Below are 24,984 nucleotides of genomic sequence, written 5' to 3'. Positions count from 1 at the left end.
AATTAAGAGTCATGTTTAACTAGAGGAGCCAGTCGAGTCGCCATCCAGTCTGCAATAAAGGGCTGGGCGTCGCGATTGGGGTGAATACCGTCATCCTGCATCCATTGCGGTTTCAGATAGACCTCCTCCATGAAAAATGGCAGCAGCGGAATATCGAATTCTTTGGCAAGCTTGGGATAGATGGCGCTAAAGGCCTCATTATAACGGCGTCCGTAGTTCGCAGGCAGACGAATTTGCATTAATAACGGCTGCGCGTTGGCGGCCTGAATATCCGTAATAATTTTGCGTAAGGTTTCTTCTGTCTGTTGCGGCTGGAATCCCCGCAGACCGTCGTTACCGCCCAGTTCGACCAGCACCCAGCGCGGTTGATGTTGTTTGAGCAAAGCAGGCAGACGCGCAAGCCCCTGCTGGGACGTATCGCCGCTGATGCTGGCATTCAGCACCGGCGTTTGGGTCTGCCACTTATCGTTGAGCAGCGCAGGCCAGGCGGCAGTGGCCGCCATCCGGTAGCCCGCACTCAGGCTGTCACCCAGCACCAGTAACGTGTCCGCCGCAGCGGCGCGAAAGGTCATCAGAATCAGAAACAGGAAGGGCAAATGCCAGCGGAAAACATTGTTGCAGTTCATCATCTTAAGAAGTCCGTCGGTCAGGGTGAGCACGAGCTATCCATCCTCACCGGAGTTGAACTCGTTGTCAAACGCGCTGAAACCATTGCGCTGATTGGTGAATCCGGTTCCGGTAAGTCCACCCTGCTGGCGATTCTGGCCGGGCTGGACGATGGCAGCAGCGGGGAGGTCAACCTGGTCGGTCAGCCGCTGCATAAGCTCGATGAAGAGGCGCGTGCGGCGCTGCGAGCAAAGCATATCGGCTTTGTGTTTCAGTCCTTCATGCTCATCCCGACCCTCAATGCGCTGGAAAACGTTGAGCTGCCGGGTCTGCTGCGCGGTGAAAACGCCAGTCAGAGCCGCAGCAGTGCAAAAGCGCTGCTGGAGCAGCTTGGGTTAGGCAAGCGTCTGGATCATCTTCCGGCGCAGCTTTCCGGTGGTGAACAGCAGCGTGTGGCACTGGCGCGGGCGTTCAACGGTCGCCCGGAGGTGCTGTTTGCCGATGAACCGACGGGGAATCTCGACCGGCAGACCGGCGATAAAATTGCCGATTTACTCTTCTCCCTCAACCGCGAGCACGGCACCACGCTGATTCTGGTCACCCACGATCCGCAGCTTGCCGCCCGCTGCGACAGACGTCTGCGTCTGGTTAACGGGCAATTGCAGGAGGAAGCATGATTGCACGTTGGTTCTGGCGCGAATGGCGCTCGCCCTCGCTGTTGATTGTCTGGCTGGCGCTGAGTCTGGCGGTGGCCTGCGTGCTGGCGCTCGGCAGCGTCAGCGATCGTATGGAAAAGGGCTTAAGTCAGCAAAGCCGCGAGTTTATGGCGGGCGACCGCACCCTGAGCAGCTCACGCGATGTGCCGCAGGCGTGGATCGATGAGGCGCGTAAACAGGGGCTGAAGGTCGGTCAGCAGTTGAGTTTCCAGACCATGACCTTCGCCGCTGATACGCCCCAGCTGGCGAGCGTGAAAGCGGTCGACGACATCTATCCCATGTACGGCGAGCTGCAAACCGAGCCGCCGGGCTTAAAACCGACGGCAGGCTCAGTGCTACTGGCCCCACGGCTGATGGCGCTGCTGAACCTGAAAACCGGCGACAGCATCGACGTGGGCGACGCCACGCTGAAAATCGCCGGGGAAGTGGTGCAGGAGCCGGATTCCGGCTTTAACCCCTTCCAGATGGCACCGCGTCTGCTGATGAATACCGCTGATGTGGCAAAAACCGGAGCCGTACAACCGGGCAGCCGCGTCACCTGGCGCTACAAATTTGGTGGCACGCCTGCGCAAATCGACGCCTACGAAAAGTGGCTGAAACCGCAGCTGAAACCGGAACATCGCTGGATTGGCATGGAGCAGGACGACGGCGCGCTGGGCAAATCCCTCGAACGCTCGCAGCAGTTTTTACTGCTCTCTGCGCTGCTGACCATGCTGCTGGCGGTTGCTGCCGTGGCGGTGGCGATGGGGCACTACTGCCGCAGCCGCTACGATCTGGTGGCGATCCTGAAAACCCTCGGCGCGGGCAGGGCGCAGCTGCGTAAGCTGATCGTCGGCCAGTGGCTGATGGTGCTGGCGTTGTCTGCTATCACCGGCGGGGCGATTGGGCTGCTGTTTGAAAAAGTGCTGATGATCCTGCTGAAACCGGTGCTGCCTGCCGCACTTCCGCCAGCCAGCCTGTGGCCGTGGCTGTGGGCCATGGGGGCGATGGTGGTGATTTCGCTGCTGGTGGGGCTGCGCCCTTATCGCCTGCTGCTGGCCACACAGCCGTTGCGGGTGCTGCGCAGGGATGTGGTCGCCAGCGTCTGGCCGCTGAAATTCTATCTGCCGGTTGTGGTGGCAGTGGTCGTGATGTTGCTCGCCTGGCTAATGGGCGGCAGCATGTTGCTGTGGGCGGTACTGGCCGGTGCCGTTGTGCTGGCGCTGCTGTGCGGCGTGCTGGGCTGGATGCTGCTGAACGTGCTGAAAGGGCTGACGCTGAAATCCCTGCCCGTGCGTCTGGCGGTGAATCGTCTGCTGCGCCAGCCGTGGTCCACCCTCAGCCAGCTGTCGGCATTTTCACTCTCCTTTATGCTGCTGGCGATGCTGCTGGTGCTGCGTGGCGATCTGCTTGACCGCTGGCAGCAGCAGCTCCCGCCGGAAAGCCCGAACTATTTCCTGATTAACATCGCGCCGGAGCAGGTCACGCCGCTGAAGGGGTTCCTGTCTGAGCATCAGATTGTGCCCGAGTCGTTCTATCCGATTGTCCGCGCGCGGCTGACGCAGATTAACGGCAAGCCGACGGAGGGGAATCAGGACGAGGCGCTTAACCGTGAGCTGAATCTGACCTGGCAGGACAAGCGTCCGGATCACAACCCGATTACCGCCGGAAACTGGCCGCCAAAAGCGGGTGAAGTGTCGATGGAAGAAGGGCTGGCTGCGCGGCTGAAAGTCGGTTTAGGGGATACGGTGACCTTCACTGGCGATACCCAGGACTTTAGCGCCAAAGTGACCAGTCTGCGTAAAGTAGACTGGGAAAGCCTGCGTCCGAACTTCTTCTTTATCTTCCCGTCCGGGGCGCTCGACGGGCAGCCGCAAAGCTGGCTGACCAGCTTCCGCTGGGAAAACGGCAATGGCATGCTGACGCAGCTGAACCGCGAGTTCCCGACGGTGAGCCTGCTGGATATTGGCGCGATCCTGAAACAGGTCGGCCAGGTGCTGGAGCAGGTAAGCCGTGCGCTGGAGGTCATGGTGGTGCTGGTCACCGCCTGCGGCCTATTGCTGCTGCTGGCGCAGGTGCAGGTGGGAATGCGACAGCGCCATCAGGAGCTGGTGGTGTACCGCACGCTCGGCGCGAGTAAATCCCTGCTGCGCACAACCCTGTGGTGCGAGTTTGCGCTGCTGGGGCTGGTGTCGGGACTGGTGGCGGCCATCGGTGCTGAAACCGCTCTGGCCGTGCTTCAGACCAAAGTCTTCGACTTCCCGTGGGAGCCGGACTGGAGGCTGTGGCTGATCCTTCCGGTCTCCGGCGCAGTGCTGCTCTCCTTGTGCGGCGGCTGGCTGGGAACGCGTCTGTTAAAAGGCAAAGCCCTGTTCCGTCAGTTTGCCAGTTAATTCCCTCACGTGATGATTACGCACCGGTTTATATACTGGTGTGTAATCATTTAGTAGCACAAATCGATAATACCCCCACTTTTAGCAGCACAAAACATTAAAAACCCAACACCACGGCTCGTTTAATTCCGGATATTATTTGTCTGCTAAATAATTAGCAGCGTGTCTATCAAGGAATAATAATGACCATAAAAAAAACAGCGCTGGCGGCAACGATCGGCGCGGCAGTGGCATTGGCGTCTTTCGCAGCACAAGCGGAAATCACCGTACTGAAACAAGATCCGCAGGCGGGCAACCCCCTGAGCCGTCTTAACTTCACCGTTGGCGGCAGTATTCGTCCTCAGTTCAACATGATGACGGGTGACGGCGACAAAGGTTCTTACAAGCGTAACGGCTTCGACGGCGGTACACGTTTCCGTTTCGCCGCAGATTACTACCTGTTCGATGACATCAGCTGGATAAGCTACTACGAGCTGGGTGTGAACATTCCGGCGCTGTTCGACTGGGATAATCACTACGCTGAAGGCGCGAACGACACCTCTCGCCGTATGCTCTACACCGGCCTGAAAAGCGATACCTGGGGTACGCTGACCTTCGGTCAACAGAACAGCGTCTATTACGATGTGGTGGGCGCGAAAACCGATATCTGGGACTACGACATGATCGGTCAGGCTCCGGGTAACGGCATCAACGGCGACTACGACGGCTCTTATCGTTCACGCAAAATGCTGAAATATAAGAAAACCGTGGGCGATGCCGATATCTACGCCTCCTACCTGTTTGAAGACGGTGAATACCTGCCGGGTAACGGCCTGCATTACAAACGTAAAGGCGGCGGTTCACTGGGTCTGGATTATCACCTGACTACCGACCTGACCTGGGGCGCGGCGTGGAACTATACCCGTGCGGATATGCGTAACCCGGACAACGGCGACAGCAAATCTTACGACCAGAATATCCTCGGTACGGCACTGAGCTGGACCCCGGACAACTGGACCTTCTCCGCAGGCGGCGGCTGGTATCAGAACTTCATGACCACCAAAAAAGTGTCCGTGAACGACTACTTTGCCGGTGATGCGTGGGGTATTGAATACTTCGCGGGCTACAAAATCCCGGTTGGCCAGTATGCGCTGAAATCTGTTCAGCCGTACGTGATGGGCGATCGTATTGAGTATGTGAATGGCCGCAACTACCAGCGCACCGATAATGGCGTGGGTGTGAGCTTCCAGCTGGATTACGGTTTCCGTGTTGATTACGAGCACGTCTTCACCTCCAGCACCGACGACCTGGGTGATATGAACCTGGTACGTCTGCGTTACGACTTCTAAGTCTGAACGTGTGGCCCCGGTGGCACGTTGCTACCGGGGCGACGAACTGTGCCGATCTCCCCGGTTATATACGCGCACGGTCTATCCTTTCCCATAAAACGCATATCCCAATTTCCTGCACATTCAACGACATATTCCGCAACATCATGAAATAATTTCAAGGACAGCCGCTTGTGATCTGTGTCATGTTAAACAGACTCTGCCCCGCATCGTACGGAGCATCACAACGTCACACCGCTTTGAAATGGAGATCTCATGGGAATTCGTCACACGTTTCGCGCCGCCGCCGGTGCGCTTTTGCTGCTCTGCGGTTTGCAGACCGCCCACGCTAACAGCGATCCGCACACCATTGTGTTTGGCGTCGCCCCAGGCCCTTACGGCGATATGGTGAAACAGGCCATTGCCCCCTCGTTGAAAGAGAAGGGCTACAAAGTCGTGGTGCGCGAATTCAGTGATTACGTGCAGCCAAATATGGCGCTCTCAAACGGCAGCATCGACGCTAACCTGTTCCAGCACTCGCTCTATTTTAATAAGTTCACGGCGGATAAAGGGCTGAAACTGACCAAATTACTCACCGTGCCGACCGCGGGAATGGGCTTTTACTCGCGCCAAATCAAGAGCCTGGATCAGCTTAAAAAGGGCGATATTGTGACCCTGTCAAACGACCCGACCAATCTCGCGCGCGGCCTGCGTTTCCTGCAGTCCCTGAAATTAATCACCATCAAAGACAACATCGATCCGACCAAAGCCTCTGAGCGCGATATTGCCAGCAACCCGAAAGGGCTGGTCTTCAAACCGCTGGAAGCCGCGCAGCTGCCGCGCACGCTTGATAGCGTCACGGCCTCGCTGGTGAACGGCAACTTTGCGATTGCCGCCGGGCTGGATCTCTCCAGCGCTCTGGCGCAGGAGCATCTCGATGAAAACCTGAAAAATATCATCGCCGTACGCACGGAAGATGCGGATAAACCCTTCGCGAAAGATATCGTGGCGGTGGTGCAGTCCCCGTCCTATCGCGCGGTGATCGACGATCCGAAAAACGTGTATACCGCTTTCCAGAAACCGGACTGGATGACGGCCGCAAAACCGTAATCGCGTAACCGATCGACAGGGCAGCCGAGTCTGCCCTTTTCGCATTTCTGAGGTAGTCATGATTGAGTTAGACAAGGTATGCGTCGACTTCCAGACAGGACGTGGACCTTCCACCCGTGCGGTTTCCGACGTCAGCCTGACGATTGCGGCGGGAGAGATTTTTGGCATTGTCGGCACCAGCGGCGCCGGGAAAAGCACGCTGCTGCGCACCCTTAATGCGCTCCAGCGCCCGAGCGCGGGCCGCGTGAATGTTAACGGCGTGGAGATTTCTGCCCTCGACGGCGTGAATCTGCGTAAAGCACGCCAGCGCATCGGTATGATTTTCCAGCATTTCAATTTAATGCATACCCGCACGGTGGCGCAGAACGTCGCGTTTAGCCTCAAAGCTGCCGGTTGGGTGCGCAGCAACATCGCCCCGCGTGTGGCGGAGATCCTCGCCCTGGTCGGGCTGACGGACAAAGCGAATCGCTATCTGGTGCAACTGAGCGGCGGGCAGAAATAGCGCGTGGGGATCGCCCGTGCGATTGCCAACCATCCTGACGTCCTGCTCTGCGACGAACCGACATCCGCGCTGGATCTGGAAACCTCGGCCACCATTCTGGCGCTGCTGAAGCAGATCAACCAGCAGATGGGGATCACGATCGTGCTGATCACCCATGAGATGAACGTGATCAAATCTATCTGCGATCGCGTGGCGGTGATGTCCGGCGGCGAAGTGGTGGAGCTGGGCGAGGTGTTTGACGTCTTTGCTCATCCGCAGCATCCGTTCACGCAGCAGCTGGTCTCCCATACTCTGAACCTGACCCTGCCGGAGCGGTTGCAGCAGCACCTGCCGGGGCAACTGCTGAAAATTCTGTTTATCGGTGATTCCGCCGAGCAGCCCGTGCTCTCGGATGTGGCGATCAAATTTGGCGTGGCGGTGAATATTCTGCACGGAAAAATCGAGTACATCGGTGAACGCGCGCTGGGGATTCTGGTGGTGCAGCTGACGGCGGATGACCCGTCCGTGGTGGCGTCTGCCGTGGAACATATTCGTCATCGTACAGCCCAGGTGGAGGTGATCCGTGGATGATTTAGTGGCCGATCTGGGCCTTGCGTTTAACGAAACCTTCCAGATGTTGAGCATCTCAACGGTGCTGGCGATAATTGGCGGCCTGCCGCTCGGCTTTTTAATTTTTGTCACCGACCGCCACCTGTTCTGGCAAAACCGCGCTGTCTATCTGGTGAGCTCCGTGCTGGTGAACATTATCCGTTCGGTACCGTTCGTGATCCTGCTGGTTCTGCTGCTGCCGTTGACGCAGCTGCTGCTCGGCAACACCATCGGTCCGATTGCGGCGTCGGTTCCGCTCTCCGTGGCGGCGATTGCGTTTTACGCCCGTCTGGTGGACAGCGCGCTACGAGAAGTGGACAAGGGGATCATCGAAGCGGCAGAAGCCTTTGGTGCCAGCCCGATGCGGATTATCTGCACTGTTTTACTGCCGGAAGCGAGCGCCGGGCTGCTGCGCGGCCTGACCATTACGCTGGTGAGCCTGATCGGTTACTCGGCGATGGCGGGAATTGTCGGCGGCGGTGGGGTAGGGGATCTGGCGATCCGCTACGGCTATTACCGTTACGAAACCCAGGTGATGGTTGTCACCGTGATCGCGCTGATCGTGCTGGTGCAGATTGTTCAGGTGCTGGGCGACTGGCTGGCGAAACGCGCCGATAAGCGCGATCGCCGTTAGAGAATCAGGCCGCCAGCCAGGCGGCCACCGCGTTAAATTCGCCCCGAAAGACAATTTTGTCGGCTTTTTTCGCCAGCTGAAAGCGGTACATCGGGTCGTAATAGTCATTGAGCAGTGGCGCAAGCCAGGAATAGTGCGCCTCGGTACGTCCGGTGCGCTGCTGCTCGATGAGCGCGGAATCAAGTAAGGCGCTGAACTCTGCAAACCGCTGTAACCCCAGACGGCGGCGGATGGCAAACAGACCGTGGTGCAGATAATCGGTGTACTCCTGCCAGCCTTTTTCTTCGCCGAATGCGGCTGAAAAATCCTGCCACATGTGCGCGAAATACTCCTCGCGCAGGCGTTCAAGACGAATATCAAAAGGATCGTCCACCACCACGATAGGCGATTCCGCCATGCGCTCGCGCAGACACTCCGGCAGATGGTTGGAGCCAATCATTCGGCCTTCGTCTTCCAGCACCCAGCGTGCGGCGTCCTTTTTCAGCAGCGCAACGGCCAGGTGATTTTCAAAACTGGCCTGCGACAGCTGGGCATTAAGCGTGCGGCCAAAGGATGAGCCGCGATGACGCGCCAGCCCCTCCAGGTCGATGCCCGACGCGTGCTGTTTAACCAGCAGCGTTTTGCCGCTGCCGGTACAGCCGCCAATCAGCACCATCGGCTTTTGCACCTGTTCGGCGGTGGCTTGGATCGCGGTCTGACGCAGGGCTTTGTAGCCGCCCACAATCAGCGGGTAATCAACGCCCACCGCGTTTAGCCACGCCTGGGCAATGTGCGAGCGCTGCCCGCCACGCGCGCAGCAGAGATAACCGCCAGGGTTAGCCAGGCAGGCGTCGCGCCAGGCGTTAATCCGCTCTTCCCGCGTGTCGCCGCTGACCAGACTATGGCCCAACGCCAGCGCGGCTTCTGGCCCCTGGCGTTTATAGCACGTGCCCACGGCGGCGCGTTCGTCGTCGGTCATCAGCGGCAGATTGAGCGCAGCAGGCATGGCGCCCTGGGTGAATTCGATCGGCGCGCGAACGTCGAGTAAAGGGGTATCGGCGGCAAGGATCGCGCGATAGTCCGTTCCATCGTTCATGAGAAGTCCTGAAGGAAACAAAACAGCAATAGGCGGGGATTTTACGCGCGTTGAAAGATGCCGGGGAAGGAAAAGATCAACTCCCCGGCATTTAGACCTTATTTGAGTTTGCTTTGCGCCCAGGCGATGCCGCTCGCGTACTCAGGTGGCAGCAGCGGAACCATCGCTTCGAGGGTGGCGCTCAGGCGGCCAGCGTCGTCATCGTTCAGATTGAGATGCCCGACTTTTCGGCCTTCGCGCACCTCTTTGTCGTACCAGTGCAGATGGACCAGCGGCAGTTTCAGCCAGTCATAATTCAGATCGGTACCGATGAGATTGATCATCACCGACGGGCTGTTCACCACCGGCTGCGGCAAAGGCAGATCGGTAATGGCGCGAAGATGCAGCTCAAACTGGCTGATAGAGGCGCCGTTTTGCGTCCAGTGGCCACTGTTATGCACGCGCGGGGCGAGTTCGTTGATCAGCAGACCGGCTGGTGTGATAAAGCACTCCATCGCCATGACGCCGACGTAGCCCAGCTCATGCATGATGGCTGAGAGCATATCTTCGGCCTGCGCCTGCTGAGCGGCGTTCGCCTGCGGGAACACCACGCTGGTGCGCAGAATGCCGTCCTGATGCAGGTTATGGGTCAGGGGATAAAACACCGTGCTGCCGTCATGGGCGCGCGCGCCAACCAGCGACACTTCGCCGCTAAAATTGATCCCCTGCTCGACGATACATTCGCCGTAGCACTCGTCCGGCAGCTCGGCGGTTTCGTTTGCACGCAAACGCCACTGGCCGCGCCCGTCGTAGCCGCCGGTGCGACGCTTCACGATCGCCAGCTCGCCGAGGGTCTCGAAGATAGCCGGCCATTCGCTTTTATCCGCCAGCAGTTGCCACGGGGCCGTCGCCAGGCCCAGCTTGTCGAACAGCTGTTTTTGCGTCAGTCGGTCAGCAATAATCGGGAACACATCGCGGTTCACGAAGGCGTTATGACGCGCCAGCTCGCGGGTTAACGCAGTTTCCGGCCAGCGCTCGATTTCAGCGGTGATAACGCTTTGCTGAAACGGCACGGCTTCCGGCTCAGCGTCCAGCCCGACGGGCCAGACGCTGATGCCCAGCGGCTCACCCGCCTGACGCAGCATTCGGCCCAGCTGACCGTTCCCGAGGACGCAGACTTGTTTCATGCCTCACCTCGCGGATCCGGATTCTCCAGCACCTCGTCGGTCTGGGCTTTACGCCACTCTGCCAGACGCTGATGCAGCTCTTTATCGTGTGTTGCCAGAATTTGTGCCGCCAGCAGTGCAGCGTTCGCAGCGCCCGCTTTGCCAATCGCCAGCGTACCGACCGGGATCCCGCGCGGCATCTGTACGATGGAATAGAGGCTGTCGACGCCGCTCAGGGCAGCACTTTGCACCGGCACACCCAGCACTGGCACCAGCGTTTTGGCGGCGATCATGCCTGGCAGATGTGCAGCACCGCCCGCACCGGCAATGATCACCTGATAGCCGTTCTCTTCTGCGCCTTCGGCGAAGCTGAACAGTTTATCGGGAGTACGGTGCGCGGAGACCACTTCAATATGATGTGGAACGTTCAGGATTTCGAAGATTTCGGCGGCAAACTGCATGGTAGCCCAGTCGCTTTTGGACCCCATCACGATGGCGACACGCGCCGGATTATTGCGGGAAGACATGCGTCTTAAAACTCCTGTGGGTGCGGAACACACTGCTTTGAGGGCACAGAGAATAGCATTAAATCACGAGCAGGAAAACGATTGCGTAGCGATGATTTCGGCAACAAAGAGAGGGGGATTAAAACGGGAAAGGGATCAGTTCTATACCGTCTGGTGTGACTTTTACCATCGAGCCTTCCGTATGCCACGCGCCTAACACGACGCGGTGCGCGGGCTCGCCGTTTGCGGATAGCGTGTGGACGTCCGGGCGATGGGTATGGCCGTGGATAAGCCATTGCACGCGATGTTTTTCCATCACCTCGATAACCGCCTGCGGATTCACATCCATGATGGAAAGGGATTTGCTGCTGTTGGCGGCTTTACTGCCTGCGCGCATTTTGGCAGCAATGCGGTTGCGGATAAACAGCGGCAGAGCGAGAAACAGGGTCTGAATCCATGGCGTATGGACTTTGGCGCGAAACGCCAGATAGCCGGTATCGTCGGTGCAGAGCGTGTCGCCGTGCATGATCAGCACCTGGCGACCGTAGAGATCGAGCACCTGTTCTTCCGGCAGCAGCGTCATGCCGCTTTCACGGGCAAAGCGTTTGCCAATCAGAAAATCGCGATTGCCGTGGATGAAGAAGCAGGGGACGCCGGAATCAACCAGCGCTTTGATGGCGGCGGCGATTTCACGGTGCAGAGGGTTGGGATCGTCGTCGCCAATCCAGGCTTCAAAGAGGTCGCCCAGAATGTAGAGCGCATCGGCAGAGCGGGCTTCGCCTTGTAAAAAACGCAGAAAACCGGCGGTGATCGCCGGTTCTTCTGTTTGCAGATGGAGGTCTGCAATAAAGAGTGTCGCCACCAATTACTCGCTGACGGTCACGCTGGTAATGATAACGTCTTCTTTAGGAACGTCCTGGTGCATACCGCTGCGGCCAGTTGCCACGCCTTTGATTTTCTCAACCACGTCCATGCCTTCAACCACTTCTGCGAATACGCAGTAGCCCCAGCCCTGCATGCTTTCGCCGGAGAAGTTCAGGAAGTCGTTGTCAGCCACGTTGATGAAGAACTGGGCAGTCGCTGAGTGTGGAGCCTGGGTACGCGCCATTGCCAGCGTACCACGGGTGTTTTTCAGACCGTTGTTCGCTTCGTTTTTGATCGCTTCTTTGGTTTCTTTCTGGTTCATGCCAGGTTCAAAACCGCCGCCCTGAATCATAAAGCCATTGATCACGCGGTGGAAAATAGTGTTGTTGTAGAAACCTTCGCGGCAGTAGTCCAGGAAGTTTTTAACTGTTTCAGGCGCTTTATCGTCAAAAGTTTTGATGACGATATCGCCATGATTAGTGTGGAAAGTAACCATTTTTGCATCCTGTTCCGGTATTGTGGTACGTCGACCTCTGTAAGGTCACAGATAAGAGGGCTGTTATAGCATAACCGTAAGACGGGATCATCTTGCATTGTGTGCTGATTCCGGTCTGAATTATGGGTATTATACAGACTTTATTATCCACACACGTCTACACGGAATCTTCGATGTTAAAAATCTTTAATACTCTGACGCGCCAAAAAGAGGAATTTAAACCTATCCATGCCGGGGAAGTCGGCATGTACGTGTGTGGTATCACTGTTTACGATCTCTGTCATATCGGTCATGGGCGTACTTTTGTCTCGTTCGACGTGGTCTCTCGCTACCTGCGTTTCCTGGGCTATACGCTCAAGTATGTGCGTAACATCACCGACATTGATGACAAAATCATTAAACGCGCTAATGAAAACGGTGAGAGTTTTGTCGCGCTGGTGGATCGCATGATCGCCGAGATGCACAAAGATTTTGATGCACTCAATATTCTGCGTCCGGACAGCGAGCCGCGTGCCACGCACCACATTCATGAAATTATCGATATCACCGAAAAGCTGATTGCTCGCGGTCACGCCTATGTTGCCGACAACGGCGATGTGATGTTCTCGGTGCCGACCGATCCGAACTACGGCCAGCTCTCTCGCCAGGATCTGGACCAGCTGCAGGCCGGTGCGCGCGTTGACGTCGTTGACGTGAAGCGCAACCCGATGGACTTCGTGCTGTGGAAAATGTCCAAAGCCGGTGAACCAAGCTGGCCATCCCCGTGGGGCGAAGGGCGTCCGGGCTGGCACATTGAGTGCTCGGCGATGAACTGCAAGCAGCTCGGCAAGCATTTTGATATTCACGGCGGCGGGTCGGATCTGATGTTCCCGCACCATGAAAACGAAATCGCTCAGTCCACCTGTGCTCACGGCGGCGAGTACGTGAACTACTGGATGCACTCCGGCATGGTGATGGTCGATCGCGAAAAGATGTCCAAATCACTGGGCAACTTCTTTACCGTGCGCGACGTGCTGAAATATTACGATGCGGAAACCGTTCGCTACTTCCTGATGTCCGGCCACTACCGCAGCCAGCTGAACTACAGCGAAGAAAACCTGAAACAGGCGCGTTCTGCGCTGGAGCGTCTGTACACTGCGCTGCGCGGCACCGACAAATCCGCCGCACCGGCAGGGGGCGATGCGTTCGAAGCACGCTTTATCGAGGTGATGAACGACGATTTCAACACCCCGGAAGCCTACTCGGTGCTGTTTGATATGGCGCGTGAAGTGAACCGCCTGAAAACAGAAGATATGGCTGCCGCGAACGCGCTGGCCGCTCATCTGCGTAAACTCTCTGCGGTGCTCGGCCTGCTGGAGCAAGAGCCGGAAGTGTTCCTGCAAAGCAGCGCACAGGCGGACGATGGCGAAGTGGCGGAAATTGAGGCGTTGATTAAAGCGCGTCTGGAAGCGCGTCAGGCGAAAGACTGGGCGGCTGCAGATGCGGCGCGTAATCGCCTGACAGAAATGGGGATTATCCTGGAAGATGGCCCGCAGGGCACCACTTGGCGTCGTAAGTAGGTCACTGTTACCCGGTCAATTCCGTAAAACAGTCAATAAAGCGCCCGACATGTTCGGGCGTTTTGCTATTTCTAGGCCGACTCCCGCGCAATCAGCTGCCCGGAAAGGGTGATCCGCTGCGTTTGCAGATCCGGCTCCTTCAGCTTGCGAATCATCAAACCGGCCGCCTGACGGCCTGTCTCTTCACTCGCCGACGACACATAGGTGAAGGACGGCGAGGTCAGATTCACATGAAGCATATCTTCAAACCCGACCAGCGCGACCTGCTGCGTCAGAAACACATCTTTCCCGACGGTACGCCCGACCTGATGAATCCCGGAAATCGAACCGATCATCGCATCCGGCGAATGGCACAGCAGGGCGGTGATGGTGTTGTTTTTTTCCAGCAGCTGACGGGTGATAAACCCCGCCGCCTGGGTATCGTCGCTACAGACCGGGGCGGACTCTTCGCGGTTTACCAGGCCGTATTGCGTCATCGCGCTGCGAAAACCGAGCAGGCGCTGCTCGCGGATCAGGCAGCCTTCCCGCCCGCCGATATAGGCGATATTACGATGCCCGCGCTCAATCAGATAACGGGTGGCGAGATTCGCCGCCTGGCGATTATCGCGCATCACCAGATTGCAGGTTTCATTCAGCAAGGACTGGGAGACCACGACCAGCGGTAACGGGCATTCGCGGATTTGCGCCGGAAGCGTGGAGGTTCGCGTATCGGACGCCAGATAGATCACCCCGGCGACGCCCTGCTGTTTAAACGAAAGCAGGCAGCGCTCAAGATGCTCGTGATCGTTAAGCGGCTGCCCGAGGAAAACCATATAGCCTTGCTTTTCCAGCTCCTGCACGATGCTCGCCATCACTTTGATGGAGAAACTGTCGCTGAAATCACGCAGGATCAGGCCGATAAGATTGGAGGTGTTGGCGCGAAGATTGGCGGCAGCGACGTTATGAATGTAGCCAAGCGTATTGATGGCAGCGTGGACTTTCTCAATCGTTGCCTCTGAGATTTTCCCTTTCTGACGTAACACCAGCGAGACGGTGGACACCGATACGCCTGCGTGTTTTGCGACATCAATAATGCTGACTTTCTTCAAACTCGCTCCCTGAAATTTCTCGATTATCAGCCAGATAAGACACGCCTCCCAGAGTACAGGAGACGTGCCGGTCCGGCATCTTATTATTTACCGATCATGGTGGACATGGTCTGGGCGATAAACTGTGCTCTGGCACCGAAAATCACCTGAATACCGTTATCGCCGACGAAGACGACGCCGCGCGCACCCAGACCGTTCAGCCCGTCTTTATCCACTTCATCACTCTTCGCCACTTCCAGACGCAGACGCGTGATACAGGAGCCGACGGAGTCGATGTTTTTCGCACCACCCAGCAGGCCGATGATTTCGGTCGCGATTTCGGTGTCGGTTTTGTCATCCGTGGTGGCGGTCACTTCCGTGCGGCCCGGCGTTTTGACGTCGAAACGGCGGATGACGAAGCGGAAGGTGAAGTAGTAGATCAGCGCCATAGGAATACCGATGATCACGGCGTTGAGGAAGTTAGTCTGATAGCCGTTGAACGACGGCAGGATACCAAACGAAATGTAGTCAATCAGGCCCGCAGAGAAGGATTTGGCGATGTGAGCGTGCAGAAGGTACATCGTCATGTAGGCCAGACCCGCCATAATAGCGTTAAAGACGTACAGGATTGGGGCCACGAAGATAAAGGTGAATTCCACCGGCTCGGTGATACCCGTCAGGAAGCAGGTTAACGCCGCCGAGAACAGAATACCGAAGGCGATTTTCTTATTCTTGGTGTGCGCTTCGTGATACATCGCCAGACAGGCCGCAGGCAGCGCGAACAGCATCAGCGGGAACTCGCCCTGCATGAATTTACCGGCGTTCTGGTAGGTGTCGCTGCTAAAGGATTTGGTCCCTTCTTCCAGCATTTTGAACCAGATTGTCTGATCGCCGTGGATCACCTGACCCGCCTGAGTGGTGTAATCGCCGAACGAGTACCAGAACGACGGATACCAGATGTGATGCAGGCCGAGCGGGATTAACGCACGTTCAACCAGACCAAAGATAAAGGTCGAGGCCGCCTGATTATCGCCGTTCACAATTACCGACAGGGCATCGATCCCCGCCTGAATATGCTGCCAGACATACGGCAGCAGCAAACCGAGAACGAATGACAGAAACGCAGTGGCGATGGCGACAAAACGTTTGCCGGAGAAGAAGCCGAGGAATTCCGGCAGCTGCATGGTGTGGAAGCGGTTATAACACCAGGCCGCAAGAATACCGCAGATAAGCCCGCCGAAAACGCCCATTTGCAGGGTCGGAATGCCCACCACCATGGCGTATTTCCCGCCCTGGGAGGCCATTTCCGGCGTAATGCTCAGAACGGTGCCGATGGTGATGTTAGTGACAAACACCGATACCGCCGCCGACAGGGCTGCGATCCCGGATTCAGATGCCAGGCCGACGGCAGAACCAATGGCGAACAACATCGGCAGGTTATCAAAAATAACCCCACCGGCGTTCATCATCAGCGGCATGTGGAATTTATCGCCGAAGGCTAACAGCAGGCCCGCAGCAGGAAGCAGTGAAATTGGCAGCATCAACGCGCGGCCAATCATCGATAACTTAGACAACGATTTAACAAACCCTGATATCAGACTCATGCTGATTTCCCCCGAGAAGCGCTTTGAGAGGCGCTGTTATTGTAAGTAGAACGTTTTAGTAGAACGTTCTACTTATCGTGAGAGAAGCCTGAAATTCGTGCAACTTAATTTTCACATTTCAACAAACGAAATAGTGATTCTTTGAAGTTGATCGAGAATTAACCGTTATGGTTGAGGGGAAATCAGGGAGCTGAGAGGGGGGGGAAATACCGGGCGGCAGAAATGCCTTACCCGGTCTACAAACACCAACCACGCGTCATTGGCCCGGCAAGCGAAGCGCCGCCGGGCCTTGAGCGACTCAGGCGGTAATGGTGATGCTCTGGTTTTCGAAGGTGACCGTCTGCCCTGCGACAATTTTGCAGCGCTTGCGGGTTTCAACCACGCCATCGACTTTAACCAGGCCGTTGGCGATGAAAATCTTCGCCTGTGCGCCGCTTTCGCTCCAGCCTTCCAGCTTCAGCAGATCGCACAGTTCAACGTGCGGGTGTTTACCTAATGAAAATGTTGCCATCTTACGCTTCCTCTGCGTCGTGATACTCAACGCATGCTTGCAATGTATTCTGAATCAGGGTTGCTACGGTCATTGGACCCACGCCACCCGGTACCGGTGTGATGTAAGACGCGCGCGCGGCGGCGTCTTCAAATACCACGTCACCCACCACTTTGCCGTTTTCCAGACGGTTAATACCCACGTCCACTACGATGGCGCCTTCTTTGATCCACTCGCCCGGAATAAAGCCCGGCTTACCGACCGCCACGATCAGCAGGTCGGCATTCTCGACGTGCTGACGCAGGTTTTTGGTAAAGCGGTGCGTCACGGTGGTGGTGCAACCGGCCAGCAGCAGCTCCATGCTCATCGGGCGGCCAACGATGTTGGATGCGCCAATCACCACGGCGTTCAGACCGTAGGTGTCGATGTTGTAGCGCTCCAGCAGCGTCACAATACCGCGCGGCGTACACGGACGCAGACGCGGTGCGCGCTGACACAGACGTCCGACGTTATACGGATGGAAACCGTCCACGTCTTTATCCGGTGCGATACGCTCCAGCACCTTCACGTTGTCGATGCCTGCAGGCAGCGGCAACTGCACCAGAATACCGTCGATCGCGTCGTCGGCATTCAGGGTGTCAATCAGCTCAAGCAGTTCTGCTTCGCTGGTGGTTTCCGGCAGATCGTAGGAACGGGAGACGAAGCCCACCTCTTCACATGCTTTACGTTTACTGCCGACATAAATTTGCGATGCCGGGTTGCTGCCAACCAGCACAACGGCTAACCCTGGAGCGCGTTTTCCGGCCGCTGTACGCGCCTTCACTTTTTCCGCGACCTCAGAGCGCACCTGCTGCGCAATCGTTTTACCGTCAATAATCTTTGCTGCCATCAGAGAGAGGATTCCGTCTGTAACGTTTGAAAGGGGGATTGCCTATATTTTGTCAGAAGCGAGGCCCGCTGTCAGTCACCCATTGAGAGATTTCCACAATCAGGCCCTAAACCCTGCTCATTGAATGGTCTTTTCCTAAGGGAAATTAGGATGTAGCCTGGAATTATCGCAGTGTTTTGACCTGTTTTAATATTTGTCCGTGGGCTACTTTGTTGCTTCCAAAATAAACTTTCAATTACGCAATTGAATGTGTTTTTTATTCCCGAATTAACCCGGGAAGGGCTTTTTACATTCCAAAGGAACAGATATGAAACTTAGCAATATTGCTTCTTCCGTCATTGCTTCGCTGGTATTGGTTGCGGGTGCAGCTCATGCAGCAGATCCCGTTTCCGTCAATGGCGGTACCGTTCACTTTAAAGGTGAATTAGTTAATGCGGCATGCGCAGTAAATACTGAATCTGCGGATCAGATCGTGACTCTGGGTCAATATCGTACCGCTAAATTCACGAAAGTGGGCGATACCACTTCTAATATTCCGTTCAACATTGAACTGAATGATTGCGATCCAGAAGTGGCTGCCACCGCTGCTGTTGCCTTCACCGGCCAGATTGATGCGACCGATAAAACCCTGCTGGCTGTAACCGCAGGCGATAACGACAACACGGCTAAAGGTGTTGGTATCGAGATTCTGGATAGCGCGTCCAGCACCCTGACACCAGACGGTGCAACCTTCTCCGCAGCGAAAACGCTGATCGCAGGGACCAACACCCTGAACTTCACCGCACGCTACAAATCGACTGCGGCAACCACTGAGCCTGGTCAGGCGAACGCGGACGCCACTTTCGTCTTGAAATACGAATAATCGGCTTTTCAGGGAAGACCGGGCCTCAGGGAAGAGGCCAGTTTGATCCACATCGAGGGCTAAGGATGACCAGAATTGGGCTTCTGTTTCTGCTGACGATTACTGCCGTACAGCCTGTGATGGCGCACCGCGTGGTGGTGGATGGCGGACGGGTACATCTCAAAGGTGAGCTGGTCAACGGCGGTTGCGCCGTGGCGCCCGAGAGTCAAAGCCTGCGCGTGGAGATGGGGCAGTATCGCACCAACGCCTTTCACGGTGTGGGCAGTTTTTCGACGGTGGATGTGCCTTTTACCCTGCGTCTGGTGGATTGCAGTGTGGATGTTTCCCGCACGGTCGGGATGATGTTTCAGGGCATTACGCCCGCTGAAGATCCGCAGGTTTTTCTGGCAACATCCCGTCCCGGCAACAGCCGCGTCAGTAGCGGGATTGGGCTGGCACTTTTTGATTCGCAGAAGCGACAGATTATTCCCAACGCCACCGCCAATAATATGCTGCCGATCGACACGCCCGAGCTGAACTTTCATTTCAGTGCGCGCTATCGGGCTATTTCAGAACACCTTGTGCCGGGCAATATTCAGTCGGATGTCTGGTTTACGTTGATTTATCCATAACGTCGTACACGCCTGCGAACTTAATAGTAAAGGTATTGTTGTGATGAACTCCTTAATAAAACCAGGACTGATCTTTTCGCTTATTTTGATGATGATTTCTCTGCCCGTTCAGGCATCCGGTGGGATTGCTCTGGGGGCGACGCGCGTGATTTATCCGGCCGACGCGAAACAGACATCGCTCGCGATCACGAACAGCAATAAACAAGAGCGCTATTTAATTAACGCGTGGATTGAAAACGATCGCGGGCAGAAAGAAAAAACCTTCGCGGTCACGCCGCCGCTGTTTGTCAGCGAACCCGACAGCGAGAACACGCTGCGCATTATCTATGCGGGGCCGCCGCTGCCAACGGACCGCGAATCCCTGTTTTACATGAACGTGAAGGCCATTCCTTCGGTGAACAAAGCCAACCTGGAAGGAAAAAACGTTCTGCAGCTGGCGATTCTGTCGCGTATCAAACTGTTTGTGCGACCAAAAAATCTGGCGATGCCGCCGGAAGAGGCGCTTTCGCAGCTGCACTTTGAACGCGCGGGCAACCACCTGAAAGTCAGCAATGCTTCACCCTATTACGTCACGCTGGTGAACCTGCAACTCGGCGGGAAGAAGCTGGAAAATATCATGATTGCGCCGAAAAATTCAGCCCAGCAGGCGCTACCTGACGGGGCCAGCGGCACGCTCTCCTGGCAGAGCGTGAATGATTACGGCGCGATTACTCCCGCGCGTCGCGTCAGTCTTTGAGCAGAGTCACAGTGATGAATCCTTCACGATGGCGTTACCGCCCGTGTGTGCTGGCCATAATGGCGGTGCTCTGCCCGGGGATAGCCTGGTCTGAGAACTATTTTAACCCCGCGTTTTTGTCCGATGACACGGCGGGCGTGGCGGATCTGTCGCGCTTTGAGCAGGGGCATCAGCAGGCGCCTGGCACCTATCGCGTGGATATCTGGCGTAACGATGAGTTTATCGGTACCCAGGATGTCCGCTTTGAGGCCGGGGATGAAAATACGCCTCCGGTCGCGGGCGGGCTGTCGCCGTGCATCACGCGCGCGATGCTGGACCGCTTTGGCGTCAACATCACTGCCTTCCCTGAACTTCTTAACGTGACCGGCGAAACCTGCGTTCCGCTGGCGACGGCGATCCCCGGCTCGGAGATTGGCTTCAATTTTGCCTCGCTGCGCCTGAACGTCAGCCTGCCGCAGGTGGCAATGCAGAACAGCGCGCGCGGCTATATTCCGCCGGATCAGTGGGACGAAGGCATACCGGCGCTGCTGCTGAACTACAGCTTCAGCGGCAACAAAGGCAATGACGCCGACAACAGCTACTACCTGAATCTGCAAAGCGGACTGAACTATGGCCCGTGGCGTCTGCGTAACAACGGTGCGTGGCGCTATACCGAGAGCAACGGGGAAAGCCATCGCGAGTGGCAGAACATCAGCACATCCGCCCAGCGGACAATCATTCCCCTGAAAAGCGAGCTGGTGGCTGGGGACAGCAACACCGGAAATGACGTGTTCGACAGCCTCGGTTTCCGCGGGCTGCGCATGTACTCCTCTGACAGCATGTACCCGGACAGCATGCAGGGCTACGCGCCGACCGTGCGCGGTATCGCCCGCACCCCGGCGAAAGTGGTGATCCGCCAGAACGGATATGTCATCTATCAGAGCTACGTGCAGGCAGGGGCATTTGCCATCAGCGATCTGAACCCGACGTCGTCGAGCGGCGACCTTGAGGTCACGGTTGAAGAGAAAGACGGCAACCCGCAGCGCTATACGGTGCCGTACTCCACGGTGCCGCTCTTACAGCGTGAAGGCCGCATGAAATACGATCTGGTGGCGGGGGATTACCGCAGCGGCAACGACGATCAGGACACGCCGTTCTTCACCCAGGGCACGCTGATTGCGGGGCTGAGCAATGGTTATACCCTGTATGGCGGCACCCAGCTCGCCTCGCGCTACAGCGCCATCGCGCTCGGTGCGGGGAAAAACTTTGGCGACTGGGGGGCGATTTCACTCGATGTCACCCAGGCGCGCAGCCAGCTGGCTGACGACAGTCGCCACGAAGGGCAATCTTTACGCTTCCTGTACGCCAAATCCCTGAACGGCTTCGGGACTAACTTCCAGCTGCTTGGCTATCGCTATTCAACCAAAGGGTTCTACACCCTGGATGACGTGGCGTGGAAAGCCATGGAAGGTTACCAGTACAGCGACAGCAAGGACGAGAATGGCGTGTCGGATGTGGTGAGTTATCACAATCTGACGTGGAACAAAAAAGGGCGCTTCCAGGTGAACATTTCCCAGTCGCTGGGGGATTACGGGTCGCTCTATGTGTCGGGCAGCGAGCAAACTTACTGGGGTACCAGCGATTCCAGCGTCTGGTATCAGCTGGGTTATGCCGGCGGCTGGCGAGGCGTGAGCTATTCCGTCTCCTGGTCGTGGAATCAGGCGGTGGGCATTGATGGCACAGACAAGCTGGCCTCGTTCAACGTGTCGGTTCCGTTCAGCCTGTTTACCCGTCACGGTTATCGCCGAGACAGCGCCTTCGATCGCGCCTACGCCACGGCCTCTGCCAGCCGCAACAGCAGCGGAGATACCACCTGGCAGACCGGCGTTAGCGGCACCTTGCTGGAAGATCGAAACCTGAACTACAGCGTGAGTCAGGGACACACCAGCACCAACGGTGCAAGCGGCAGCGCCAGCGCAAACTGGCAGGCCACCTACGGCACCTTCGGGGCCGGGTACAACTATTCCCGCGACCAGCACGATCTGAACTGGCAAATGTCAGGCGGCGTTGTAGGCCATGCGGACGGTGTGACCTTCAGCCAGCCGCTCGGGGATACCAACGTGCTAATCAAAGCGCCGGGCGCGTCCGGAGTGAATGTCGAAAACCAAACCGGTGTGAAAACCGACTGGCGGGGTTACGCCGTGATGCCTTACGCCACGGTCTATCGCTACAACCGCGTGGCGCTGGATACCAATACCATGAACAACAGTACCGATATTGAAAACAACGTCAGCAGCGTGGTGCCGACCAACGGTGCGCTGGTGCGTGCCAGCTTTGATACGCGCATTGGCGTTCGTGCGCTGCTGACCGTCATGCGCGGCAATCAGCCGTTGCCTTTTGGTGCCGTAGTGCGCGAAACCGGAAGCGGCGTCACCAGCATGGTGGGCGATGACGGGCAAATTTACCTCAGCGGGCTGCCGCTTAAAGGCGAGCTGCTGGTTCAGTGGGGCAACGGCGCCAGCGCCCAGTGCCACGCGCCGTACGTCCTGCCTGAAAAGAGCCTGCAACAGGCAATCACGATGAAGGAGATTCGCTGTGATTAAGAGTCGATACCTGATGGCCGCGCTGCTGGTAATGCTTCCTGTCACGCAGGCGCTGGCCACGGTTTGTACTAACGAAAACGGTGTGCCGACGGATATCTATTACGATCTGACGGATAAGTTTAATAGTTCCAATAACCAGATTGGGCAGATTGTCACGCTTGCGGAGAAATCCCAGTGGGTGGGGGTCAACGCGGTCTGCCCGAAAGGGACATCGGGCAACACCACCAAGCGCAGCTACGTGACCGATTTCCCGATCACCAGCACCATCGATGGCTACAAATATCTGAAGCTGAATGAGTATCTGGATGGCGCGATGAAGATCACCGACAGCTACTCCGGCGTGTTTTATCCGCCGCAGAATTTTATTCAGATGGGGAGCCACCCGAACGTCTCTAAAAATAAACCTTTCGGGGTGAAAGACTCGAATCTGGTGTTTCGCCTGAAGGTGACGCGGCGATTTATCAATATGGTGGAGATCCCGCGTCAGACGATGTTCCGGGTCTATGTTACGACCACCTCATCGGACCCGCTGACGACCCCGGTGTATACCATCAGCTACAGCGGAACCATTCAGGTGCCGCAAAGCTGTGCGATTAACGCCGGGAAGGTGGTGGAATTCGATTTTGGCGATATTGGCGCCTCGCAGTTTAGCCAGGCCGGGGCGGGAAATCGCCCGCAGAACGTCTCGCCTAAAACCCAGACCATCGCCATAAAATGCACTAACGTGGAGGCCAACGCCTACCTGACTATGCGAGTGGAAACGGAAAAAGTGTCCGGAAATGCGCTGGTTTCTGATAATCCTGATCTCGGTTTTATCGTCGCCAGCACGAACAATACGCCCCTGACGCCCAACAATCTCGCCAGCAAGATCCCGTTCCGCCTGGATGACAACGCCTCGGCAGTGGTTGGGATCACCGCCTGGCCGGTGAGCGTCACCGGGAATAAACCGAGCGAAGGGCGCTTCACCTCACGCGGCTATCTTCGCGTGGATTACGATTAAGGAGAGGGCGATGCGCATAGGGATTTTAGTTGCCGCTGTAGCCGTAGCCTTTATGCCTGTGAAAGGCGCGCTGGCGGCAAGCCCACTGGGCGAAATCAATATCGAACTGTACGGCAATATTATCGATTTTACCTGTGTGGCTGAGGGGAGCGACAGCGACAAATCGGTGACGCTGGGCACCTGGCCGACCAAACAGCTCAGCACCACGGGCAGCAGAACCCAGGCGATGCCGTTTACGCTGAAGCTGACCGGCTGCCCACCGGGTGCGGCGTCGATTACCTTTTCAGGAAAGACAGATCCGCAGGACCCAGAACTGCTGGCCTTAAACGATGCCAGCCAGGCGACGAATGTGGCGGTAGAAATACGCGATCGGGATAAAACGCGTCTGCCGTTACAGCAGGCGAGCCAGGATGTGGTGGTTGATGAGCAGGGAAATGCAGTTTTGAGTTTTTATGCGAATTATATCGCTACGGCAAATAATCCCCAGCCGGGGCGCGCAGATGCCGATGCGACCTTTATGATTAATTATAATTAAGCCTAAACACCCTCCCTGAAACTCACTGGAGTCTCAGGGAGGACTTTCAGATTAAAGCAGCTCGTGCGCTTTGGCATAATCAATCAGCTCTACAATAGTCTGCACACCTAATTTCGAGTAGATGTTGGACTTATGCGCACTAATTGTTTTGTTGCTAAGTAATAATTGCTGCGCGATTTCCTTGTTAGATAATCCATTGGCCAGATAACGCAAAACAGTCACCTCGCGGTTTGATAACGGCATGTCATTTATTGCTCCCCGGTGTGAGCCTTGATGATTTATAAAGCTCAGGGTCTCATAGGGAAAGAACGAATATCCAGAGAGCAACATTTCCACGGCGTTATAGATATCATTCAGATCTTTTCTTTTGCTCACAAATCCATTTGCACCTGCGCGCATGGCGCGGCCAGCGTAAAACGATTCTGATTTGGAAGACAAAAACAGAATTTTTATGTTGTCATCTAAGTTCTTGATTCTTTTTAGCAATGAAAACCCATCTGTGCCAGGTAATTCGATGTCGAGGATCACCAGATCGATAGGGTGATTGCGAATGTAGTCGAGTGCTTCATGGCTGTCTCCTGACTTGAGTTTAATCTCAATGCTTTTGTTTTTCTGGAGCAGGACTTCAATTGACATTCTGACGATAGGGTGCTCGTCAATAATGATGACGGATGCCGGTTTCATTTTTTATGCCTCAGGTTGTGAAAGCGCAATTGCAATCTGTGCAAAAGTGCCTGGTAAGCCGGAAGGATAATTCTGCAGATCCTTATACGGGGGTAATTCCCTGGAAAAAGCGTAAGCATCCTTGTTTGCATTCTGATAAAAAATGGCAGTAGCGCGTTGGCTTATTAATATTTTGGAAAGAGTAAAGGTATTTCTTATTCTCCTTTGGAACATGCTTATTATACCGTGTAAGTTTTCTCCGAAAAGCCTGTAAATTATTCAGGGTGTACTTATTAATATGATCTTCTGGAGACGGAAAGTGATTATTTTAAATTTGGGCTAAATCACCAGACATTCCTCTTAATGTGGATTATCCTATTTATGTAATTGCAAAAAATAATAGAATCCCCTCAATGTTAATTTAATGTTGCCATTTCACCCACGGTAAGCGGAATCTTCTGCGCC

At 56.1% G+C, this 24,984-nt stretch carries 23 protein-coding genes and 1 pseudogene; 13 read left to right on the top strand and 11 right to left on the bottom strand.

Annotated elements, in window-relative coordinates; genetic code table 11:
- Positions 1-2: 2 nt before the first annotated feature.
- Complete coding sequence (tesA, locus tag DAI21_RS21285; RefSeq protein WP_100780759.1) at positions 3-629, bottom strand: multifunctional acyl-CoA thioesterase I/protease I/lysophospholipase L1; 627 nt, start codon at positions 627-629, stop codon at positions 3-5.
- Here tesA and ybbA point away from each other — a divergent pair.
- From ybbA to DAI21_RS21255, 6 genes and pseudogenes are all read left to right on the top strand, one after another.
- On the top strand, positions 597-1,283 hold the full coding sequence (gene ybbA / locus DAI21_RS21280; RefSeq protein WP_100777348.1) for a putative ABC transporter ATP-binding protein YbbA: 687 nt from the start codon (positions 597-599) through the stop codon (positions 1,281-1,283). The genes tesA and ybbA overlap by 33 nt on opposite strands.
- Entirely contained in the window at positions 1,280-3,694 is a 2,415-nt protein-coding gene (gene ybbP, locus DAI21_RS21275; RefSeq protein ID WP_102104259.1) for a putative ABC transporter permease subunit YbbP, read from the top strand. The genes ybbA and ybbP overlap by 4 nt, the downstream gene beginning before the upstream one ends.
- Before the next feature lie 176 nt (positions 3,695-3,870).
- Positions 3,871-5,022 carry a porin gene (locus tag DAI21_RS21270; RefSeq protein WP_199908256.1) on the top strand — a complete coding sequence of 384 codons (1,152 nt, stop codon included), beginning with the start codon at positions 3,871-3,873 and terminating at the stop codon, positions 5,020-5,022.
- A gap of 255 nt (positions 5,023-5,277) precedes the next feature.
- The gene (locus DAI21_RS21265; RefSeq protein ID WP_107704119.1) at positions 5,278-6,111 is read left to right on the top strand and encodes a MetQ/NlpA family ABC transporter substrate-binding protein; all 834 of its coding nucleotides are present in this window, start codon (positions 5,278-5,280) and stop codon (positions 6,109-6,111) included.
- 58 nt (positions 6,112-6,169) lie between these two features.
- Positions 6,170-7,183: pseudogene (gene sfbB, locus DAI21_RS21260) on the top strand (virulence-associated ABC transporter ATP-binding protein SfbB).
- Complete coding sequence (locus tag DAI21_RS21255) at positions 7,176-7,835, top strand: methionine ABC transporter permease (RefSeq protein WP_100777343.1); 660 nt, start codon at positions 7,176-7,178, stop codon at positions 7,833-7,835. The pseudogene sfbB and the gene DAI21_RS21255 overlap by 8 nt, the downstream one beginning before the upstream one ends.
- A gap of 4 nt (positions 7,836-7,839) precedes the next feature.
- Here the strand turns inward: DAI21_RS21255 and mnmH are convergent, their stop codons facing one another.
- From mnmH to ppiB, 5 genes are all read right to left on the bottom strand, one after another.
- The gene (gene mnmH / locus DAI21_RS21250) at positions 7,840-8,910 is read right to left on the bottom strand and encodes a tRNA 2-selenouridine(34) synthase MnmH (protein ID WP_107704118.1); all 1,071 of its coding nucleotides are present in this window, start codon (positions 8,908-8,910) and stop codon (positions 7,840-7,842) included.
- 98 nt (positions 8,911-9,008) lie between these two features.
- Positions 9,009-10,076 (bottom strand): 5-(carboxyamino)imidazole ribonucleotide synthase, encoded by a 1,068-nt coding sequence (gene purK, locus DAI21_RS21245; protein WP_107704117.1) that lies wholly within the window; start codon positions 10,074-10,076, stop codon positions 9,009-9,011.
- The gene (gene purE / locus DAI21_RS21240; protein ID WP_100777340.1) at positions 10,073-10,582 is read right to left on the bottom strand and encodes a 5-(carboxyamino)imidazole ribonucleotide mutase; all 510 of its coding nucleotides are present in this window, start codon (positions 10,580-10,582) and stop codon (positions 10,073-10,075) included. Before purE ends, purK begins: the two co-directional genes overlap by 4 nt.
- Before the next feature lie 118 nt (positions 10,583-10,700).
- Positions 10,701-11,423, bottom strand: a complete 723-nt coding sequence (gene lpxH / locus DAI21_RS21230) for a UDP-2,3-diacylglucosamine diphosphatase (RefSeq protein ID WP_107704304.1) — start codon at positions 11,421-11,423, stop codon at positions 10,701-10,703.
- Between the two features lie 3 nt (positions 11,424-11,426).
- Positions 11,427-11,921 carry a peptidylprolyl isomerase B gene (gene ppiB / locus DAI21_RS21225; protein WP_107704116.1) on the bottom strand — a complete coding sequence of 165 codons (495 nt, stop codon included), beginning with the start codon at positions 11,919-11,921 and terminating at the stop codon, positions 11,427-11,429.
- Positions 11,922-12,094: 173 nt separating this feature from the next.
- Between ppiB and cysS the strand changes: the two genes are divergently transcribed.
- Positions 12,095-13,480 carry a cysteine--tRNA ligase gene (gene cysS, locus DAI21_RS21220; RefSeq protein ID WP_107704115.1) on the top strand — a complete coding sequence of 462 codons (1,386 nt, stop codon included), beginning with the start codon at positions 12,095-12,097 and terminating at the stop codon, positions 13,478-13,480.
- 71 nt (positions 13,481-13,551) lie between these two features.
- Here the strand turns inward: cysS and malI are convergent, their stop codons facing one another.
- The 4 genes from malI to folD all read right to left on the bottom strand — a co-directional run bounded on the left by malI (position 13,552) and on the right by folD (position 17,530).
- Positions 13,552-14,568: a Mal regulon transcriptional regulator MalI gene (gene malI / locus DAI21_RS21215; protein WP_102104251.1), complete on the bottom strand. Its 1,017-nt coding sequence runs from the start codon at positions 14,566-14,568 to the stop codon at positions 13,552-13,554.
- Between the two features lie 83 nt (positions 14,569-14,651).
- Positions 14,652-16,151 (bottom strand): PTS transporter subunit EIIC, encoded by a 1,500-nt coding sequence (locus tag DAI21_RS21210; protein WP_100777337.1) that lies wholly within the window; start codon positions 16,149-16,151, stop codon positions 14,652-14,654.
- Between the two features lie 298 nt (positions 16,152-16,449).
- Positions 16,450-16,662: a ribosome-associated protein YbcJ gene (gene ybcJ, locus DAI21_RS21205; protein WP_107704114.1), complete on the bottom strand. Its 213-nt coding sequence runs from the start codon at positions 16,660-16,662 to the stop codon at positions 16,450-16,452.
- Between the two features lies 1 nt (position 16,663).
- The gene (gene folD / locus DAI21_RS21200) at positions 16,664-17,530 is read right to left on the bottom strand and encodes a bifunctional methylenetetrahydrofolate dehydrogenase/methenyltetrahydrofolate cyclohydrolase FolD (RefSeq protein WP_102104250.1); all 867 of its coding nucleotides are present in this window, start codon (positions 17,528-17,530) and stop codon (positions 16,664-16,666) included.
- A gap of 307 nt (positions 17,531-17,837) precedes the next feature.
- On the opposite strand from folD, the gene fimA reads away from it, so the two are divergent.
- The 6 genes from fimA to sfmF all read left to right on the top strand — a co-directional run bounded on the left by fimA (position 17,838) and on the right by sfmF (position 23,856).
- Positions 17,838-18,392, top strand: coding sequence for a type 1 fimbrial major subunit FimA (gene fimA / locus DAI21_RS21195; RefSeq protein WP_100777334.1), 555 nt, complete (start codon positions 17,838-17,840; stop codon positions 18,390-18,392).
- A 65-nt stretch (positions 18,393-18,457) separates the two neighbouring features.
- A complete protein-coding gene (gene fimI / locus DAI21_RS21190) occupies positions 18,458-19,003 on the top strand; it encodes a type 1 fimbrial protein subunit FimI (protein ID WP_102104249.1) in 546 nt (181 codons plus the stop codon).
- 43 nt (positions 19,004-19,046) lie between these two features.
- Positions 19,047-19,739, top strand: a complete 693-nt coding sequence (gene fimC / locus DAI21_RS21185; RefSeq protein WP_107704113.1) for a type 1 fimbria chaperone FimC — start codon at positions 19,047-19,049, stop codon at positions 19,737-19,739.
- 14 nt (positions 19,740-19,753) lie between these two features.
- The gene (locus DAI21_RS21180) at positions 19,754-22,321 is read left to right on the top strand and encodes a fimbrial biogenesis usher protein (RefSeq protein ID WP_107704112.1); all 2,568 of its coding nucleotides are present in this window, start codon (positions 19,754-19,756) and stop codon (positions 22,319-22,321) included.
- A gap of 13 nt (positions 22,322-22,334) precedes the next feature.
- Entirely contained in the window at positions 22,335-23,321 is a 987-nt protein-coding gene (fimH, locus tag DAI21_RS21175) for a type 1 fimbria D-mannose specific adhesin FimH (RefSeq protein WP_107704111.1), read from the top strand.
- 10 nt (positions 23,322-23,331) lie between these two features.
- Entirely contained in the window at positions 23,332-23,856 is a 525-nt protein-coding gene (gene sfmF / locus DAI21_RS21170; protein ID WP_107704110.1) for a fimbria assembly protein, read from the top strand.
- Between the two features lie 51 nt (positions 23,857-23,907).
- Here sfmF and fimZ read toward each other — a convergent pair whose 3' ends face one another.
- The gene (gene fimZ, locus DAI21_RS21165) at positions 23,908-24,540 is read right to left on the bottom strand and encodes a fimbria biosynthesis transcriptional regulator FimZ (protein WP_100777328.1); all 633 of its coding nucleotides are present in this window, start codon (positions 24,538-24,540) and stop codon (positions 23,908-23,910) included.
- Between the last annotated feature and the right edge of the window lie 444 nt (positions 24,541-24,984).

Origin of the sequence: Lelliottia sp. WB101, from assembly GCF_003051885.1 — a bacterium.
Classification (GTDB): domain Bacteria; phylum Pseudomonadota; class Gammaproteobacteria; order Enterobacterales; family Enterobacteriaceae; genus Enterobacter; species Enterobacter nimipressuralis.
The sequence above is the reverse complement of the archived record's forward strand: the minus strand, read 5'-3'. Positions and strand labels throughout refer to the sequence as shown.

Bases quoted from the DNA above. Each gene is read 5' to 3' on its own strand.
- purK (WP_107704117.1), bottom strand. From the start codon at position 10,076: ATGAAACAAGTCTGCGTCCTCGGGAACGGTCAGCTGGGCCGAATGCTG.
- cysS (WP_107704115.1), top strand. From the start codon at position 12,095: ATGTTAAAAATCTTTAATACTCTGACGCGCCAAAAAGAGGAATTTAAA.
- sfmF (WP_107704110.1), top strand. From the start codon at position 23,332: ATGCGCATAGGGATTTTAGTTGCCGCTGTAGCCGTAGCCTTTATGCCT.
- mnmH (WP_107704118.1), bottom strand. From the start codon at position 8,910: ATGAACGATGGAACGGACTATCGCGCGATCCTTGCCGCCGATACCCCT.
- fimC (WP_107704113.1), top strand. From the start codon at position 19,047: ATGAACTCCTTAATAAAACCAGGACTGATCTTTTCGCTTATTTTGATG.
- ybcJ (WP_107704114.1), bottom strand. From the start codon at position 16,662: ATGGCAACATTTTCATTAGGTAAACACCCGCACGTTGAACTGTGCGAT.
- fimH (WP_107704111.1), top strand. From the start codon at position 22,335: ATGGCCGCGCTGCTGGTAATGCTTCCTGTCACGCAGGCGCTGGCCACG.
- tesA (WP_100780759.1), bottom strand. From the start codon at position 629: ATGATGAACTGCAACAATGTTTTCCGCTGGCATTTGCCCTTCCTGTTT.
- ybbA (WP_100777348.1), top strand. From the start codon at position 597: ATGCCAGCGGAAAACATTGTTGCAGTTCATCATCTTAAGAAGTCCGTC.
- fimZ (WP_100777328.1), bottom strand. From the start codon at position 24,540: ATGAAACCGGCATCCGTCATCATTATTGACGAGCACCCTATCGTCAGA.
- purE (WP_100777340.1), bottom strand. From the start codon at position 10,582: ATGTCTTCCCGCAATAATCCGGCGCGTGTCGCCATCGTGATGGGGTCC.
- DAI21_RS21210 (WP_100777337.1), bottom strand. From the start codon at position 16,151: ATGAGTCTGATATCAGGGTTTGTTAAATCGTTGTCTAAGTTATCGATG.
- ppiB (WP_107704116.1), bottom strand. From the start codon at position 11,921: ATGGTTACTTTCCACACTAATCATGGCGATATCGTCATCAAAACTTTT.
- DAI21_RS21265 (WP_107704119.1), top strand. From the start codon at position 5,278: ATGGGAATTCGTCACACGTTTCGCGCCGCCGCCGGTGCGCTTTTGCTG.
- fimA (WP_100777334.1), top strand. From the start codon at position 17,838: ATGAAACTTAGCAATATTGCTTCTTCCGTCATTGCTTCGCTGGTATTG.
- fimI (WP_102104249.1), top strand. From the start codon at position 18,458: ATGACCAGAATTGGGCTTCTGTTTCTGCTGACGATTACTGCCGTACAG.
- DAI21_RS21180 (WP_107704112.1), top strand. From the start codon at position 19,754: ATGAATCCTTCACGATGGCGTTACCGCCCGTGTGTGCTGGCCATAATG.
- folD (WP_102104250.1), bottom strand. From the start codon at position 17,530: ATGGCAGCAAAGATTATTGACGGTAAAACGATTGCGCAGCAGGTGCGC.
- ybbP (WP_102104259.1), top strand. From the start codon at position 1,280: ATGATTGCACGTTGGTTCTGGCGCGAATGGCGCTCGCCCTCGCTGTTG.